18 protein-coding genes are annotated in these 15,724 nt (G+C 58.4%); 16 read left to right on the forward strand and 2 right to left on the reverse strand.

All coding sequences use genetic code 11. The features are described from left to right. The 16 genes from ACLSSQ_RS08895 to ACLSSQ_RS08970 all read left to right on the forward strand — a co-directional run bounded on the left by ACLSSQ_RS08895 (position 1) and on the right by ACLSSQ_RS08970 (position 14,705). Positions 1–285 (forward strand): hypothetical protein, encoded by a 285-nt coding sequence (locus tag ACLSSQ_RS08895; RefSeq protein WP_153150882.1) that lies wholly within the window; start codon positions 1–3, stop codon positions 283–285. Positions 286–396: 111 nt separating this feature from the next. Beyond that, positions 397–1,722: a TolC family protein gene (locus ACLSSQ_RS08900; protein WP_202945970.1), complete on the forward strand. Its 1,326-nt coding sequence runs from the start codon at positions 397–399 to the stop codon at positions 1,720–1,722. 13 nt (positions 1,723–1,735) lie between these two features. Further along, entirely contained in the window at positions 1,736–3,145 is a 1,410-nt protein-coding gene (locus ACLSSQ_RS08905) for a multicopper oxidase family protein (protein WP_014237672.1), read from the forward strand. A gap of 29 nt (positions 3,146–3,174) precedes the next feature. After that, a complete protein-coding gene (locus ACLSSQ_RS08910; RefSeq protein WP_014237671.1) occupies positions 3,175–3,837 on the forward strand; it encodes a c-type cytochrome in 663 nt (220 codons plus the stop codon). 96 nt (positions 3,838–3,933) lie between these two features. Next, positions 3,934–4,374 (forward strand): DUF411 domain-containing protein, encoded by a 441-nt coding sequence (locus ACLSSQ_RS08915; protein WP_014237670.1) that lies wholly within the window; start codon positions 3,934–3,936, stop codon positions 4,372–4,374. 21 nt (positions 4,375–4,395) lie between these two features. Then, positions 4,396–4,740, forward strand: coding sequence for a copper-binding protein (locus tag ACLSSQ_RS08920; protein ID WP_014237669.1), 345 nt, complete (start codon positions 4,396–4,398; stop codon positions 4,738–4,740). An 80-nt stretch (positions 4,741–4,820) separates the two neighbouring features. Next, entirely contained in the window at positions 4,821–6,092 is a 1,272-nt protein-coding gene (locus ACLSSQ_RS08925) for a TolC family protein (RefSeq protein WP_014237668.1), read from the forward strand. After that, positions 6,089–7,678, forward strand: a complete 1,590-nt coding sequence (locus tag ACLSSQ_RS08930) for an efflux RND transporter periplasmic adaptor subunit (RefSeq protein ID WP_014237667.1) — start codon at positions 6,089–6,091, stop codon at positions 7,676–7,678. The genes ACLSSQ_RS08925 and ACLSSQ_RS08930 overlap by 4 nt, the downstream gene beginning before the upstream one ends. An 11-nt stretch (positions 7,679–7,689) precedes the next feature. Beyond that, the gene (locus ACLSSQ_RS08935) at positions 7,690–10,824 is read left to right on the forward strand and encodes an efflux RND transporter permease subunit (RefSeq protein ID WP_416244266.1); all 3,135 of its coding nucleotides are present in this window, start codon (positions 7,690–7,692) and stop codon (positions 10,822–10,824) included. Next, positions 10,821–11,207 (forward strand): c-type cytochrome, encoded by a 387-nt coding sequence (locus ACLSSQ_RS08940; RefSeq protein ID WP_014237665.1) that lies wholly within the window; start codon positions 10,821–10,823, stop codon positions 11,205–11,207. Before ACLSSQ_RS08935 ends, ACLSSQ_RS08940 begins: the two co-directional genes overlap by 4 nt. 35 nt (positions 11,208–11,242) lie before the next feature. Then, positions 11,243–11,569 (forward strand): hypothetical protein, encoded by a 327-nt coding sequence (locus tag ACLSSQ_RS08945; protein ID WP_157870639.1) that lies wholly within the window; start codon positions 11,243–11,245, stop codon positions 11,567–11,569. Positions 11,570–11,881: 312 nt separating this feature from the next. Next, entirely contained in the window at positions 11,882–12,139 is a 258-nt protein-coding gene (locus tag ACLSSQ_RS08950; RefSeq protein WP_014237664.1) for a hypothetical protein, read from the forward strand. 76 nt (positions 12,140–12,215) lie between these two features. Further along, positions 12,216–12,464 (forward strand): hypothetical protein, encoded by a 249-nt coding sequence (locus ACLSSQ_RS08955; RefSeq protein WP_014237663.1) that lies wholly within the window; start codon positions 12,216–12,218, stop codon positions 12,462–12,464. A 44-nt stretch (positions 12,465–12,508) separates the two neighbouring features. Further along, complete coding sequence (locus tag ACLSSQ_RS08960) at positions 12,509–12,751, forward strand: hypothetical protein (protein WP_014237662.1); 243 nt, start codon at positions 12,509–12,511, stop codon at positions 12,749–12,751. 113 nt (positions 12,752–12,864) lie between these two features. Further along, positions 12,865–13,398 (forward strand): flagellar basal body rod protein FlgB, encoded by a 534-nt coding sequence (flgB, locus tag ACLSSQ_RS08965; protein WP_238526304.1) that lies wholly within the window; start codon positions 12,865–12,867, stop codon positions 13,396–13,398. After that, on the forward strand, positions 13,395–14,705 hold the full coding sequence (locus ACLSSQ_RS08970; RefSeq protein ID WP_014237660.1) for an HD-GYP domain-containing protein: 1,311 nt from the start codon (positions 13,395–13,397) through the stop codon (positions 14,703–14,705). Before flgB ends, ACLSSQ_RS08970 begins: the two co-directional genes overlap by 4 nt. Before the next feature lie 2 nt (positions 14,706–14,707). On the opposite strand, the gene copK is transcribed toward ACLSSQ_RS08970, so the two are convergent. Beyond that, positions 14,708–14,989 (reverse strand): periplasmic Cu(I)/Cu(II)-binding protein CopK, encoded by a 282-nt coding sequence (gene copK, locus ACLSSQ_RS08975; RefSeq protein WP_014237659.1) that lies wholly within the window; start codon positions 14,987–14,989, stop codon positions 14,708–14,710. A gap of 107 nt (positions 14,990–15,096) precedes the next feature. Beyond that, positions 15,097–15,489: a CzcE family metal-binding protein gene (locus tag ACLSSQ_RS08980; RefSeq protein WP_014237658.1), complete on the reverse strand. Its 393-nt coding sequence runs from the start codon at positions 15,487–15,489 to the stop codon at positions 15,097–15,099. Positions 15,490–15,724 lie beyond the last annotated feature (235 nt).

Here is a 15,724-nt window from a genome sequence, read left to right on the forward strand (position 1 = left end):
ATGAAAATCATGGCGTTAACGGTCGCGCTCGCCGCGACACCCGCCTGGGCCGATTCCCATCCGCCCAAGGAACCGATACCCGAAACATCCTACCAATCGGCTTTCGCGGATTACAAACCGTTCCAGGATGAGACGCTGCATGACTGGCGTCAGGTCAATGGCGAGATGGGTCGCCTGCGCGGACACATCGGGCATCTTGAAACCGGCCAAGCGGCTGGAGAGCCAGCCCATGAGCACGGAAACCCTGCTGAACGCACCCCACAGGCGACCGGAGATAAGCCATGACGTCCGCTCTCTCTTTGTTGCCGATGCGTCGCGGAAAACTGCTTGTCGCCACCGTCGGAATTCTCGGTTTGGCCGGTTGTGCCACGTTTTCGGACGATGGCGGATTCGGCCGTGTCGAGCAAACGACCCGCGAGCGTCTGGACAAGGACGTCCAATGGGCGCGCAGCGATGCGGAGCGCTCGACACTGCAGGCCCCGGGTCGGCGAACTGCTCGCCAATCCGCTAACGGCGGATGACGCGATTCAGCTTGCGCTCTACAACAATCGCGGCTTGCAGGCGGCGTTTTTCGACCTGGGGATCGGCGAGGCCGAACTGGTACAGGCGGGACGCTTGCCCAATCCTCATTTCTCGATGTTGCGTGCCAGCAAACCTGAGAACGGCATCCGTGAATACAAGATTGAACAGGCGCTGACCTTCAACATCTTCGCCCTGATCACCATGCCGCTGGCGGTCGAGGTGGAGAAACGCAAATTCGCCCAGGCGCAGCAACTGGCGGTGATCGATGTGGCCCGCCTGGCCGCTGAGGCCCGCCAAGCTTATTACACGGCGCTGGCTGCCGAGGAGTCCGTGCGTTACCTGCGTAAAGTCAGGCAGGCCGCCGAGGCAGGTGCCGAACTGGCCCGGCGCATGGCGTTGGTGGGCAATTTCAGCAAACTGCGCCAGACTCGCGAGCAAGCGTTCTATGCCGATGCGGCTTTGAACCTGGCCAGATCGGAGCAGTCGGCAATCGCGGCACGCGAACGCCTTGCTCGCGTGCTGGGCCTGCCTGATCGCAATGCCATTCGCTTGCCCGAACGACTCCCCGATTTGCCCAAGACGGTCGACGAGTTGCCGGGTGTCGAGCAGGCGGCGCTCGACCAACGCCTCGATCTGCAGGCAATCCGCCTCGAAACCGAGGCGCTGGCGAAGAATCTTGGCCTGTCCAAGGCGACCCGTTTCATCAACGTTCTCGAAGTCGGCCCGGCCCGGGTGCTCGAAGGCGCACGCGACAGCGGCTACAAGAAAGGCTACGAAATCAGCTTCGAATTGCCGATTTTCGATTGGGGTGGTTCCAAGGTGGCCAAGGCTGAATCGATTTACATGCAGGCGGTGGAGCGTGCCGGCGAATCGGCAATCAATGCCCGCTCGGAGGTTCGTGAGGCCTATCACGCCTACCGAACCAATTACGACATTGCCCGCCATTACCGTGACGAGGTGGTCCCCCTCAACAAGCGGATTTCGGACGAGAACATGCTCCGCTACAACGGCATGCTGATTGGCGTTTTCGACTTGCTCGCTGATGCCCGGACGCAGATCGGTAGCGTCAACAGCTATATCGAAACCTTGCGCGATTTCTGGATCGCTCGCGGTGATTTGGAAATGGCGATGATCGGCAAGCCGTCTTTGAATGCTTCGGCCCGAGCCACCATTGCGGCCACCGGCCGCGCCGACCATTAAGGGGACATCCATCATGACCACACGTCGCGATTTTTTCAAAAACCTTGGCATGGCTGGCGGTGCCGTGGCGGCTGCCTCTGTCAGTTCCGTCGCGCTTGCCGCGTTGCCCGAACTGGTGTCCATGGACAACCCGGACACGGCATCTCCACTGACTCCGCCCAACGGACGTCCCTACAATCCGGTCGTCACCCTTAACGGCTGGACTCTGCCTTGGCGCATGAACAACGGCGTCAAGGAGTTTCATTTGGTTGCAGAACCGGTTGTCCGCGAAATCGCTCCCGGCATGAAGGCTCACCTGTGGGGTTACAACGGACAAAGCCCCGGCCCGACCATCGAGGTGGTCGAGGGCGACCGGGTACGTATCTTTGTGACCAACCGGCTGCCGGAGCACACAACCATTCACTGGCACGGCCAGCGCTTGCCCAGCGGCATGGATGGCGTGGGCGGTCTCAACCAAAAGCAGATTCCGGTCGGCAAGACCTTCGTCTACGAGTTCGTCGCGCGTCGCCCCGGCACTTTCATGTATCACCCGCACGCTGACGAGATGACGCAGATGGCGATGGGCATGATGGGATTCTGGGTGACCCACCCGAAAGAGCGCCACCCGCTTATCGAAACTGTCGACCGCGACTTCTGCTTCCTGTTGAATGCCTACGATATCGACCCCGGCAGCTACACGCCCAAGGTCAACACGATGCTCGATTTCAACCTCTGGACCTGGAATAGCAGGTCATTCCCCGGGATCGACTCGCTCAACGTCCGCAAGGGAGACAAGGTCCGCATCCGGATCGGCAATCTGACCATGACCAATCATCCCATGCACCTGCACGGACACGAATTTGTCGTCAGTGGCACCGATGGCGGTCCGACGCCAATCGGCTCGCGTTGGCCCGAGGTGACCACCGACGTGGCGGTCGGCCAGATGCGGCAGCTTGATTTTCTCGCTGACGAAGAAGGCGACTGGGCTTTCCATTGCCACAAAAGTCATCACACGATGAACGCCATGGGGCACGACGTGCCGACCATGATTGGCGTTGATCACCGAGGCGTCGTCAAGCAGATCACGGACTTGATACCCGACTACATGGTGATGGGGGAACGCGGGATGGCCGACATGGGCGAGATGGAAATGCCCATCCCCGACAACACGCTGCCGATGATGACCGGCCAAGGCCCTTATGGTGCGGTTGAAATGGGGGGCATGTTCTCCGTCCTCAAGGTCCGTCGCGACCAGAAACCAGGCGACTATCGCGATCCGGGATGGTACAAACAGCCAAAAAACACCCAAGCCTATGAATGGACCGGACCGGTGGCGGCCGCAACCCGCAGCCACGATGCCGGCAAGGGCGCGATGCGCCCAGCGGGCAAAGCGCAATCCCAGGAGGTCGTGGTCAGGAAGCCTGGCAGCCACGGCCAACACTGAAATCACACCCATATCGCAGGAGATTTATCATGAACAAACTACTCTTGGGCGCTCTGGCTACCATCGGCTTGGGCGCGGCAACGGCTGGGATCGTCGTCGTGGCCGGCGTCGTCGATGTCGGTGCCGACACCCCCCACAGTTCATTCACCTACCAGGCGCTGACGTTTGCCCGCGAAAGGGCCATTGCCAGCCGTACGGGTGAAATCCAGATCCCGGCTGATCTTGCCGATCCCGAGCGCGTGCGACGCGGGGCCGGCAACTATGCTGCAATGTGCGTCAATTGCCATTTGTCTCCGGAAGCGCCAGATTCGGAGATTCGCAAGGGGTTGTATCCGACTCCCCCCAATCTTTCCGAAAAACCGGCGGCGCAATCGTCACGTGACGCTGCCCGCGATTTCTGGATCATCAAGCACGGAATCAAGGCTTCCGGTATGCCGGCCTGGTCGAAGGGCGGCATGGAGGATGAGGCCATTTGGGACCTGACGGCCTTCCTGCAAAAGATACCTTTGCTGTCGGCGACCGCCTACGAGCAACTGGTGGCAGCCAGTGATGGTCATTCCCATGGCGGACTGGAAGGCCACGAGCAGGGGCATGGAGGCCACGAAGAGGCACCAGTAGCCCCGGTCGAGGAAAAACCGGTGGCCAAGGGCAAAAAAGCGCACAGCCATGACCACGGATCGCACAAACATTAACCCCATGAAGATTACAAAAATGTAATCAGGCGGACAGCAAATTGTTGGCGTCTGCTATCCATACTGACGCCACTCGACTGACACAGGATCTTCGCCATGCGTAACCCCATTCTTGTTCTTGCTTTGAGCGCCGTCCTCGGCACCGGCCTTTCCACTGCCGTGGCGGCCGGCGAAACGGTGGATGTTTACAAGAGCCCGAATTGCGGTTGCTGCGGCAAGTGGGTCGATCATCTGAAAAATGCGGGCTTCGAGGTCCGCTCGCACAACGTCATGGATGTCACGGCGGCCCGCAAACAATTGGGGATGCCCGATCGCCTGGGCTCCTGCCACACCGCCAAGGTGGCCGGCTATGTGGTCGAAGGCCATGTGCCGGTTGCCGACATCCAGCGTCTGCTCAAGGAAAAACCGAAAGCCCTCGGCATCGCGGTGCCGTCGATGCCGCCAGGATCGCCGGGCATGGAAAGCCCGAAACCCGTCCCCTACAACACGCTGCTGGTCCAGACCGGTGGCGAAACCAGCATCTTTGCCAAACATTGATCCCCAAAACAGGAGAAACTCATGAAAGCCCTTATCACCGCCTCCCTGATCGCCTTTTCTACCCTCAGTGCTATTTCTGCTCAAGCTGCAAGCGACCATGCCGGTCATGCCATGGCGGCACCGGCCGCCGCGTCCGCTGAAATGCAAATGGTCGATGGTCAGGTCAAGAAAGTGGACAAGGCCGCCGGCAAGGTGACCTTGTCGCATGGTCCGCTGACCAACCTGAACATGCCGGCGATGACCATGGTCTTCAAGGTATCCAATGCCGCCTGGTTGGACCAGATGAAGAGCGGCGATAAGATTCGCTTCATGGCCGACAACGTCAATGGTGCCATTACCGTCGTCCATTTCGAGCCAGCCAAATAACATCATTAACTGACGGCGAGACCGTTCTACCTCTCGCTGTCAGCATGCTTCATAAAAACAAATATTTTCAGGGAGGTCGCATGCGCCGACTCAGGCCGTTACCCGTTTTGATCCTGGCGCTTGCCGCCGCCTTTGGAACGCCCGTGCTTGCCCAAGAGAGCGCCCTTGGCGCAAACGTCGACAGCCTGATCAATTACGCCAAAACGCGCAATCCGGAGTACGCCGCGATGCAGGCCGAGGCCGAAGCGTCGGGCGAGCGGGTGACGCCAGCCGGTGCCTTGCCCGACCCGAAGTTTCGTACCGAGTTGCGCGACATCACCCGATTTGGCGAGCAGAACGCAACCTTGTCCCCGAGTCGCGTCGGCAGCACACGTTACCTGCTGATGCAGGATATTCCCTGGTTCGGCAAGCGCGACCTGAAACGCGAGATTGCAGAGCTTGAGGCCGACGGCGCCAAGGGTCGTGCGCTGGGCACCTGGGCCGATGTGGCCGGGCGGATCAAAGTCAATTTCGCCCAACTTTATTACGTGCACCGCAACGAACAACTGACTCGGGAAATTCTCGACCTGATGACCCGCCTGGAGAAAGTCGCCCAGGTGCGCTACGCCGGCGGCCTGGCGGCGCAGCAGGATGTCATCCGCGCCCAGGTCGAGCAGACCAACATGCGCAACGAATTGATTGCGCTGGAGACCGAACAGCACCACCTGCATGCCCGGCTGAACGCCTTGCTGGCCCGCCCAAGCAATGCGTCCTTGCAGGAACCAGCGCAGTTGCGCAAACTGCCGGCTCCCGTGGCGCTGGATTACGCCACGCTGGAAGAGCGCGTGCGAACCCGCAACCCACAACTGTTCGCCGATGAATCGAAAATCAAAGCCGCCGAGAAATCCCGCGACCTGACCTACAAAAACCGCTATCCCGACTTTACGCTGGGGGTCTCCCCCATCCAGTACCAGAGCGCCATCAAGGAATGGGAGTTGATGGTCGAACTGAATATCCCACTGCAACAGTCTTCGCGGCGGGCACAGGAGCGGGAATCGGAATCCATGCTCAATGCCGCGCGCTCGCGCAAGGAAGCCACCACCAACCAAGTCTCTGCCGAACTGGCCGAGGCTCTGGCCGGCATCGAAGCCGCCCGTCGCACGGAAAACCTGCTGACCAACAGCCTACTGCCACAGGCCGAACTGACCTTCAAGGCGGCACTGGCCGGCTACGAGACTGGCAAGGTCGATTTCGCCACCTTGCTCGATGCCCAGCGCCAAATCCGGCAGGCCAGACAAAACCAGCTTAAGGCCCAAGTCGACGCCCAGATGCGTCTGGCCGAAATCGAACGTCTTTTAGGGGAAGATCTATGAACAAGGGTGCAGGACTGACCATCGGCGTTATTGCCGTTGCCGTGGCAGCCGGGAGTGGTTACTGGCTGGGCGGACGTGGCGGCGCTTCCCATGGCGATGCTGTGCCGGTCGCCAGCGCTCCGGCCGAGCCGGCCAAGAAAGAGAAAAAACTGCTTTTCTACCGTAATCCGATGGGGTTGCCCGACACCTCGCCGGTGCCCAAGAAAGACCCGATGGGGATGGATTACATCGCGGTCTATGAGGGAGAGCAGGATGAGGAGCCGGCATCGGCCAACCAGATCAAGATCAGCACCGAGAAGGTGCAGAAACTGGGTGTGAGGACCGAAGTCGCCCAATTGCGCGTCCTTGACAAGGTGGTCCGCGCCGCAGGTCGGATCGAGCCGGACGAGCGTCGCATCTACGCGATTTCCCCCAAGTTCGAGGGCTACGTCGAACGCCTGCACGTCAATGTCACGGGCCAGCCGGTCAGCAAGGGGCAGCCGCTGTTTGAGGTGTATAGCCCGGAACTGGTTTCCGCCCAGCGCGAATACGCGATTGCCGCCCAAGGCGTCGAGTCGCTGAAGGAAGCCGGCGGCCAAGCGCGGGACGGCATGAAGCAACTGGCCGATTCAAGCCTGTTGCGTCTGAAGAACTGGGATATTTCGGAGGAGCAGGTCAAGGCGCTGGCCAAATCCGGCGAAGCACGGCGCACGCTGACTTTCCGCTCACCGGTCGCCGGCATTGTCACCGAAAAGAAAGCCCTGCAGGGCATGCGTTTCATGCCGGGCGAGGCGCTTTATCAGGTGGCCGACCTGTCGGCGGTCTGGGTGGTGGCTGACGTCTTCGAGCAGGACATCGGTCAGGTCAAGACCGGTGCCAAAGCCAAGGTCAGGATCAATGCCTACCCGGACAAAGTGTTCGAAGGGACGATCACCTACGTCTATCCGACCCTGAAGGCCGAGACGCGGACGGTACCCGTGCGAGTCGAACTGCCCAATCCCAGTCAGTTGCTGAAACCGGCCATGTTCGCCCAGGTCGAGTTGCCGGTCGGGGCCAAAGGAGAGGTCGTCACCGTACCGACCTCGGCCGTGATTGACAGCGGCACCCGCCGCATCGTGCTGGTCCAGGCCAAGGAAGGCCGTTTCGAGCCACGCGAGGTTAAATTGGGGCAACGCAGTGACAACCATGTTGAGGTGCTCGAAGGGATCAAGGATGGCGAGCCCGTGGTGGTTGCCGCCAACTTCCTGATTGACGCCGAAAGTAACCTGAAGGCGGCGGTCGGCGGTTTCGGCCATGCCAGCCATGGCAGCCAACCGAAGCCGGAGTCAGCCAAGTCGGCAGCTGTTGGGCATCAGGCCGAGGGCACGGTGGAGGGTTTCGACACCAAGGCAGGTCTGCTGACGCTCAATCACGGGCCGGTCGCCAGCCTCAAATGGCCGGGCATGACCATGGAGTTCCAGGTCGCGACGCCGGCGCTGTTGAGCGGACTCAAACCGGGTGCGACGGTGGCCTTCGAGTTTGTCGAGCGCAAACCCGGTGAATGGGTCGTCACCAGCATCAAACCGATGGCTGGCAAAGTGGCGGCCAATCCCCACGCAGGCCACTGACAGGGGATACCATGCTCGCCAAAATCATCGAATGGTCGGGACGCAACCGCTTCCTCGTCCTCCTGGCTACACTTTTCGTCATTGTCGGCGGTGTCGTTGCGGTCATGAAAACGCCGCTCGACGCCTTGCCTGATCTCTCAGACGTACAGGTCATTGTCTACACCGAATATCCCGGGCAGGCACCGCAAGTAGTTGAGGATCAGGTGACCTATCCGCTGACAACGGCCATGTTGTCGGTACCGAAGTCCAAGGTCGTGCGCGGCTTCTCATTCTTCGGAGCCTCTTTCGTCTACATCATCTTTGAAGACGGTACGGATATTTATTGGGCGCGGTCCCGGGTACTCGAATATCTTAACTTTGCTGCTGGCCGCATGCCCAAGGGCGTCACGCCGCAGATCGGCCCGGACGCCACGGGCGTGGGCTGGGTCTATCAATACGCGCTACTCGCCAAGGACAAGACGCTGGCAGAACTGCGCACGCTGCAGGACTGGTATCTGCGCTACCAACTGACCAAGGCGCATGGCGTCGCCGAAGTGGCTTCGATTGGCGGCTTTGTCCAGACCTACCAGGTCACGGTTGATCCGGTGAAATTGCGCGCCTATGGCATTCCGCTGGCGGCGGTTTCAAAAGTCATTCGGGAGTCGAACCGCGATGTCGGTGGTCGTGTCGTCGAGATGGCGGAAACTGAATACATGGTACGTGGCAAGGGCTATCTGCGGGGCACGGTTGATATTGAAAACCTGGTGGTCAAGTCACAAGGGGGAACGCCCGTCCTGGTCCGTGACATTGCCCGCGTCGAACTGGCGCCGGACGAACGGCGTGGCCTCACCGAATTGAATGGTGAAGGCGAAGTGGTATCCGGTATCGCCATGGCGCGCTACGGGCAGAACGCGCTGGAAGTCATCCATAACCTGAAGGAAAAGATCGGCGAGATTTCTGCCGGCCTGCCGGAGGGCGTGACGATCCAGACGGTCTATGACCGTTCGGAATTGATTCACCGTGCGATCGATACTTTGACGCGCACCTTGGCGGAAGAAAGTCTCATTGTCGCGCTGGTCTGCGTCGTCTTCCTGATGCACATGCGCAGTGCCTTGGTGGCCATCCTGATGCTGCCGGTCGGGGTGCTGATTGCCTTCATTTCCATGCGATTGCTGGGGATGAACTCGAACCTGATGAGCCTGGGCGGTATCGCCATCGCCATCGGGGCGATGATCGATGCGGCCATCGTGATGATTGAAAACGCCCATAAGCACATCGAGCGTTTGCCGGAGGACCATACCCACGGGGATCGCATCGAGGCAATGATTGCGGCCTGCAAAGAGGTCGGCCCCGCGCTGTTCTTCTCGCTGCTCATCATCACCGTTTCCTTCCTGCCCGTCTTTACGCTGGAATCCCAGGAAGGACGTCTGTTCTCGCCCTTGGCCTACACCAAGACCTTCTCGATGGCGGGCGCGGCTTTGCTTTCGGTGACCTTGGTGCCGGTGCTGATGATGCTGTTCATTCGCGGCAAAATCATGCCGGAATCGAAGAACCCGGTGAATCGTTTCCTGATCTGGGCTTATCGTCCGATCATCGCCGGCGTCATGCAATGGAAAAAGACCACCATTGTTGCTGCGCTGCTTGCTCTGGTGGTCTCGATTTACCCGGCCAGCAAACTGGGTTCCGAGTTCATGCCGACGCTGAATGAAGGCACGTTGTTCTACATGCCGGCCTCCTTGCCCGGAATGTCGATCACCAAAGCAGCGGAACTGTTGCAGACCCAAAACAAAATCATCAAGAGTTTCCCGGAAGTCTCCTCGGTTTATGGCAAGGCAGGACGTGCCAACACGGCAACGGACCCAGCGCCGACGGAAATGTTCGAGACGGTGATCAACCTGAAGCCGGAATCCGAGTGGCGCCCGGGCATGACGACCGACAAGCTGATCGCTGAAATGGACAAGGCACTGCAGTTCCCCGGTGTCTCGAATGCCTGGACGATGCCGATCAAGGCGCGTATCGATATGCTTTCGACTGGCATCCGGACGCCGATCGGGATCAAGGTGTTCGGCAAGGATCTCAACGAGATGGAGCGGCTGGCCCGTGAAATCGAGACGGTCGTCAAGACGGTTCCGGGGACAACCTCGGCTTTCGCGGAACGGATTACCGGCGGTTTTTACTTGAACATTGAACCGGACCGCACGCAGTTGGCCCGCTACGGGTTGGCGGTCGGCGATTTGCAGGATGTCATCGGCCAGGCCTTGGGCGGCGAGATGGTCACCACGACCGTCGAGGGGCGCGAACGGTTTGGCGTCACCGTGCGCTATCCGCGTGAACTTCGTTCCGATCCGCAGCAGATTGCCCGTGAGGTGCTGGTGCCGACCATGGAGGGGGCAATGATTCCGCTCGGCCAATTGGCCCGCGTCGAGGTGGCCAAGGGAACGCCCGGCATCCGGACTGAAAACGCGTTGCTTTCCGCTTATATCTTCGTGGACATTCGCGAACGCGACATCGGTGGCTATGTCGCGGATGCCAAGAAGGCAGTGGCAGAAAACGCCAAATTCCCACCGGGTTACTACGCGACCTGGAGCGGCCAGTTCGAATCCATGGAGCGTGCGATCGAGAAAATGAAGATCGTCGTCCCGGTGACGCTGTTGATCATCTTCTTGCTGCTTTACCTGAATTTCAAGCGACTGACCGAAACCCTAATCGTCATGCTGTCGGTGCCCTTCGCGCTGGTCGGCGGGGTCTGGTTGATGTGGTTGCTCGGTTACAACCTGTCCGTCGCCGTCGCCGTCGGCTTCATCGCCCTTGCCGGGGTTGCGGCGGAAACCGGGGTCATCATGTTGATTTACCTCGATCATGCTTGGGAAGAACTAAAGGCCAAGCGCCGCACTGAAAACCAGGCGCCAACGCTGCATGATCTCTACGAGGCCATCATGGAAGGCGCCGTCGAACGGGTACGGCCGAAGATGATGACCGTCGTCGCCATCATGGCCGGCCTGCTGCCCATCATGTGGGGTACCGGCACCGGTTCCGAAGTCATGAGTCGTATTGCGGCGCCGATGGTTGGAGGGATGATTTCATCGACGGTGCTGACGCTCGCGGTCATCCCCGCCATCTACGCCTTGGTCAAGCAGTGGCGAATGAAACAGGGGATGGAGCAATGAGGCGCAAGCGTTTGTTTTGGATTCCTGCATCGCTTCTTGTGCTGCTGCCCAGCCTTGCCCTGGCTCAAGGCTGGAGCATTCCCAAACCTGGCCCCGGCCTAATGCCCAATCCCGTCATGGGCAAGGCGCTGTTCGCCAATCACTGTGCGGGCTGTCATGGCGGCGACTTGAAGGGATCGGAAAAGGGACCGCCCTTGCTGCACAAGATCTACGAGCCGTCACATCATGCAGATGCGGCCTTCCAGTTGGCCGTGGCCAACGGTGTGCGGGCCCATCACTGGAAGTTTGGTGACATGGCCCCCGTGAAAGGTGTGACGCCAGACGACGTCGCCCATATCACCGCCTATGTGCGGGCTGAGCAGCGGAAGGTTGGCATCCAATAGCGGATGGTTCGAACAAAGCACTATCAGGGGGGAAATTGTCCAAAGAAGACAATTCAATGCGACCGTTTGAGGATGCCGTTGCCATTCTTGTGGTGCTCACCACCGGTCTGAGAGACCATCATCGCGATGCCTTCGATGCGGCAAGGGCAGATCTGTTGCGACTGACGCAAGGCAAGGCATCCGCGCTGGCTTATGTGCGTCGGATTGTCGCTGCCGAACTGAACGGCCCCCATGACTCTCAGTGGCAGGTTTCTGCAGCAGAATTTGAGAGGCGGAGGCAACAAGTCTTTCAGGGGCTAAGCGCCCAGACTCAAGAAATAATCGCTCTCTGTGAGCAGCACGGCAACAAGCTGACGGAATAGTGACCGGGTTGTAATGCTCCCGTTATGGGCGCGACAGCTACCCCCCGACTTCCATTTGGATTTGCTTTCCCAGTTACTTCGCGTGAATCTCGATTGTTTGGAAAAGATGGTTTCCACGCAGTTTTCCCCGCTCAAGGAACTCCTTGAGCAAACTTCATCGCTGTCTCTGGATGATCCTGGGCAAAGCGGGGCATGGTGGGCTGCAGTCGGCAATTTATCCATCGAGTATTGGAAGGCATACACCCTCGACAGCATGGAGTACCAGCACCGGGTTTTGCAGGTACTAGCCCAACATTCGACAAAGTGAACTCGATGATGAGTTCGTCGGGGTCGGTGCGCTGGCAAGACTCTTCCGGCAAGGTCATTGCCTGTACGGAAAAAATCAAGGTACTCAATGAGAACCTGGATGAACTTCGCCAGATGGCCCAGGATGCACTGGAGGACGGAATTTTGATGGGGTGTTGCGAACGGCAATTGCGCGATGCGCTTGCCGACGCAATCGTGCATTTGGTGAATCCGTATTTGGCCATGCTTCCTGAGAACAATGTAATCGACAAGTCACCTTGTTGACAGTGACAGAAGCACAAACTGTATCTGTCCACTCGATTCGGACCGTTGAAATCCCCAAAACTCAGGAGTCAAGATCATGAAAATCTCTTCCCTCATCGCCGCCGTTCTTTTCGCCGGTGCCGCCATGTCTGGTGCCGCTTATGCCGATGACAAGGCAGGTGCCCCGAAAGCCGCCGAGGCCCAAATGGACAAGACCGCGAGCAAGCCGCATTCCCATGTCCAGGAAAAAACCGGCATGCCGCAAAGCATGCCGGATGCCAAGGCCGATAAACCAAACGCAGCTAAGGACAAGAGCAAGCACTACCATCCGCGAGATGGTAAATAACTGTCCAGCAAAGGCCCCGAAACCGGGGCCTGATTATTTCAGCCATGGATATCCGCAAGCCGGCAGAGCACGGCGATCGATGTGTATGTCGCACGCTTGCGCTTGCGGTCGGCAGTGACCCGAAGATGCTGACCTACAACTATTGTCGAACAGTGCTTCAGAAACGCTGGATTGTCGAATGCAATCATGGATGCCTTGCAGAGCCGGCCGTGGCGGCCAGCGATCTGAAATGGCATGACGGCGGCCAGATCGATCCGGTGAAGGCCATCCTGATCATGAACGAGTAATCGCTGCCATGGCGGGACTCCCATCCATTCCCCCGTCCGCCAACACTCCGTTACCTTCGGTTCAAGGTGGACATGAGGGGCATGGAGGAGCGCCGGGCAACATTGACAACGGAGTGTTCTCCGAAGCATTAAATCAGGCGATTGCCCAAAAAGCCAACACCCCCGGTGCCGGCCACGGTGCTCATGGCGGACAATTTCCCGGAATGGCATCCAACACGGCATCTGCCCATCCGAACCACTTCTCAGTCGGGCAAGGGGGTCATGCCGGCCATGATTTTCAGCAGAAAATGCTGGGGGTCCGTGTCTATCGGCAGCAGCTTCTGGCCTCGAACATCGCCAACGCCGATACGCCTGGCTACAAGGCCGTCGATATTGACATCGAAGAAGCCGCCCAAATCGTCAAAGGTGTATCGGGATCGCTGCCATTGGCTACCACCGCTACTAGCCATCTGTCAGGGGGAGTGCAGGCACCACCATTCCCCCTGAAGTACCATGTACCGTATCAAACTGCTGCCGATGGCAATACGGTGGAAATGGATACCGAGCGACAGAAATTCTCGGAAAATTCGCTGATGTACCAGTTTTCCCTGGATCGCGTCAGCGGGCATTTCAAACACTTCATGGAATTGCTGCAGAATTTAAGATGAGAACCTTTGCGCTTCCTGAAACCCCCCGGCAATTGCGCCGCATGTTGGCGCGGCGCCTCGGTATCGGTGCGCTTCTGGTTGGCAGTCTCGCGGGAGGTCTTGCCTACTGGGTCGAATCGTATCGCGTAGAACAGCGCACCCTTGAGCGCGCCATAGCGGGGGTCAGGCATTTCGAGTCGCCCGCCATGCAGATGACGGTCAGCGGAGAGAAAGGTGATGGCCATTCCGCGATAGCTCAGTTGCTGACCGATGAGTTTGTCGGGATTCGAGTTTTTGCGCCCAATACGGAGATGGTGTTTGATGCTTGGCGGCCAATCCCCGAGGCACTGAAAGAGATCGCCCGACAACAGCGCCATCCATGGCCGACACCTCCCGGCAGCCATAGCAAACGATTTTCGGTGGCGGGCGAAGAACTGGTTCAGGTCATTCTGCCGATGAGCACCAATGATGGCCGACTTGCCGGCTATGTTGAGGGAATCACCCTGGTGTCCCGCTCGGCGCTGCACGAGAGAGAACAGCAGATTCGCGGGGCTGTGCTGACGGCCTCGATATCTGTATTCGCAGCAGCGCTGTTGCTTTACCCGTTAATGTCAGGACTGCTGGGCCAAACGGTGGCATTGTCGTCTCGTCTCCTGGAGTCCAATCTTTCGTTGCTGCGTTCCCTTGGAAACGCCATCGCCAAGCGTGATGCGGACACCGACGCCCATAACTACCGGGTTACCTGCTATGCGGTCACACTTGCCGAAGCGCTGGGCGTTGGCAAAGAAACCATTGCCGAACTGGTGCTGGGTGCCTTTCTGCACGACGTTGGAAAAATCGGCATTCCGGATCAGATTCTGTTGAAACCGGGACGGCTGACCAGCGAAGAATTTCAGATCATGCAGACCCACGCCATGCTGGGCATCGAGATCGTCGCTGGCAATCCGTGGCTGGCTGGCGCAGAGAAGACCATCCGGCATCATCACGAACGCTTCGACGGAAAGGGCTATCCGGATGGTCTCATTGGCGAGGCGATCCCGCTAGCCGCACGGATTTTTGCCCTGGTCGACGTGTTTGACGCATTGACATCCGTTCGCCCGTACAAGCCAGCCTTGTCATTGGAAGAGACGTTGAGCATCATGGAACGGGAAGATGCCCAGCATTTCGACCCCAAGATTCATGCCGTCTTCCGGCAAGTTGCTCCGGTGCTATACGCACAAGGCCAATCCAGAGATCATGCCCAATGGAGTCAGGAATTGAAGGCGATGCTTGAACGGTATTTCAAAATGAGAACGACTCCCGAAGGAGCCGTGACTGCGGCAGAATAGTCTTAACCGCGACTACTCGCTGGGCGGAGAATATTCTCGAGGCGCATAACCTCATCACCGTGCATCAAGATTTTCTGGCCATCTTTGGTTTCCATCACGGTATCCTTCTTCATGCGGACCGTGCGGCCAAGTTTATCTTCCATGGCCATCTTTCCGTCTTTGAAGATATAAACCGTCGAGCCGTCTTTGAGTTCGATGGACTTCTCAACTTGGGATGCATCAACGGCATAGGCGGAAACACCCAGAGAACTCAGGGCTAGGATTGCGAGCATTTTCTTCAACATGTTCATCTCCTTAGAAAGTGTTGTACTGCAATGTGAATAGTAGGGGGGGGCTCCTGACAATTTGCCAACTGCTGGATGACGATTCCGTCACCCAGCAGTCAGGTTAATCAACCGCCCTGGTAGGCAGGGTTTTCGGTCACATACACGGTGATACCATCAGCGCCCGATACGATCTTGGAGAGCGGGAAGGAGGCGGTACCCAACGTATCGAAGGTCCAAACGACACTCTTGCCACCAAGATTGATCTTGATGGTCTCCAAGCGGGTGACGTTCAGATACTTGCTTCCGCTAGACAGCGTGACTTCGCGATCGGCATTTCTCGACGCAGCGTAGCCATACGGGGCCAGTTGATTGGCTGTGGGCGCGCCCTTGGCTTCTGAAACATGACTCAGCCAATGATTGGTGCCAGCCTCGGAATAATCCTCGTGAGCGTAGCTCGTTCCAGCTGCAGCAAAGCTAATCGCTGCAATCAGGGCCAGTTGGGAAAATTTCGTTTTCATGGTTCTCTCCTTGTGACATCGGGTTAATCGTGTCGGACTCATCTCGTCCAACCGTGATGCCATCTTAGGATTCCGATACCAACAAGAAGCTGACCCCTGCGTTACGTTTTTGAAAGTTTTCGTACGAAAATTGTCAGGAAGCAAACCGTTTATTTCGTTCCACTCTTACATGAGTTTTCCGCTCGATTGCTTATCACAACAAATAATCAACCATTATCGCGTCTTAGAATTACTG

Origin of the sequence: Azospira sp. APE16, from assembly GCF_047901315.1 — a bacterium.
Lineage (GTDB): Bacteria > Pseudomonadota > Gammaproteobacteria > Burkholderiales > Rhodocyclaceae > Azospira > Azospira oryzae.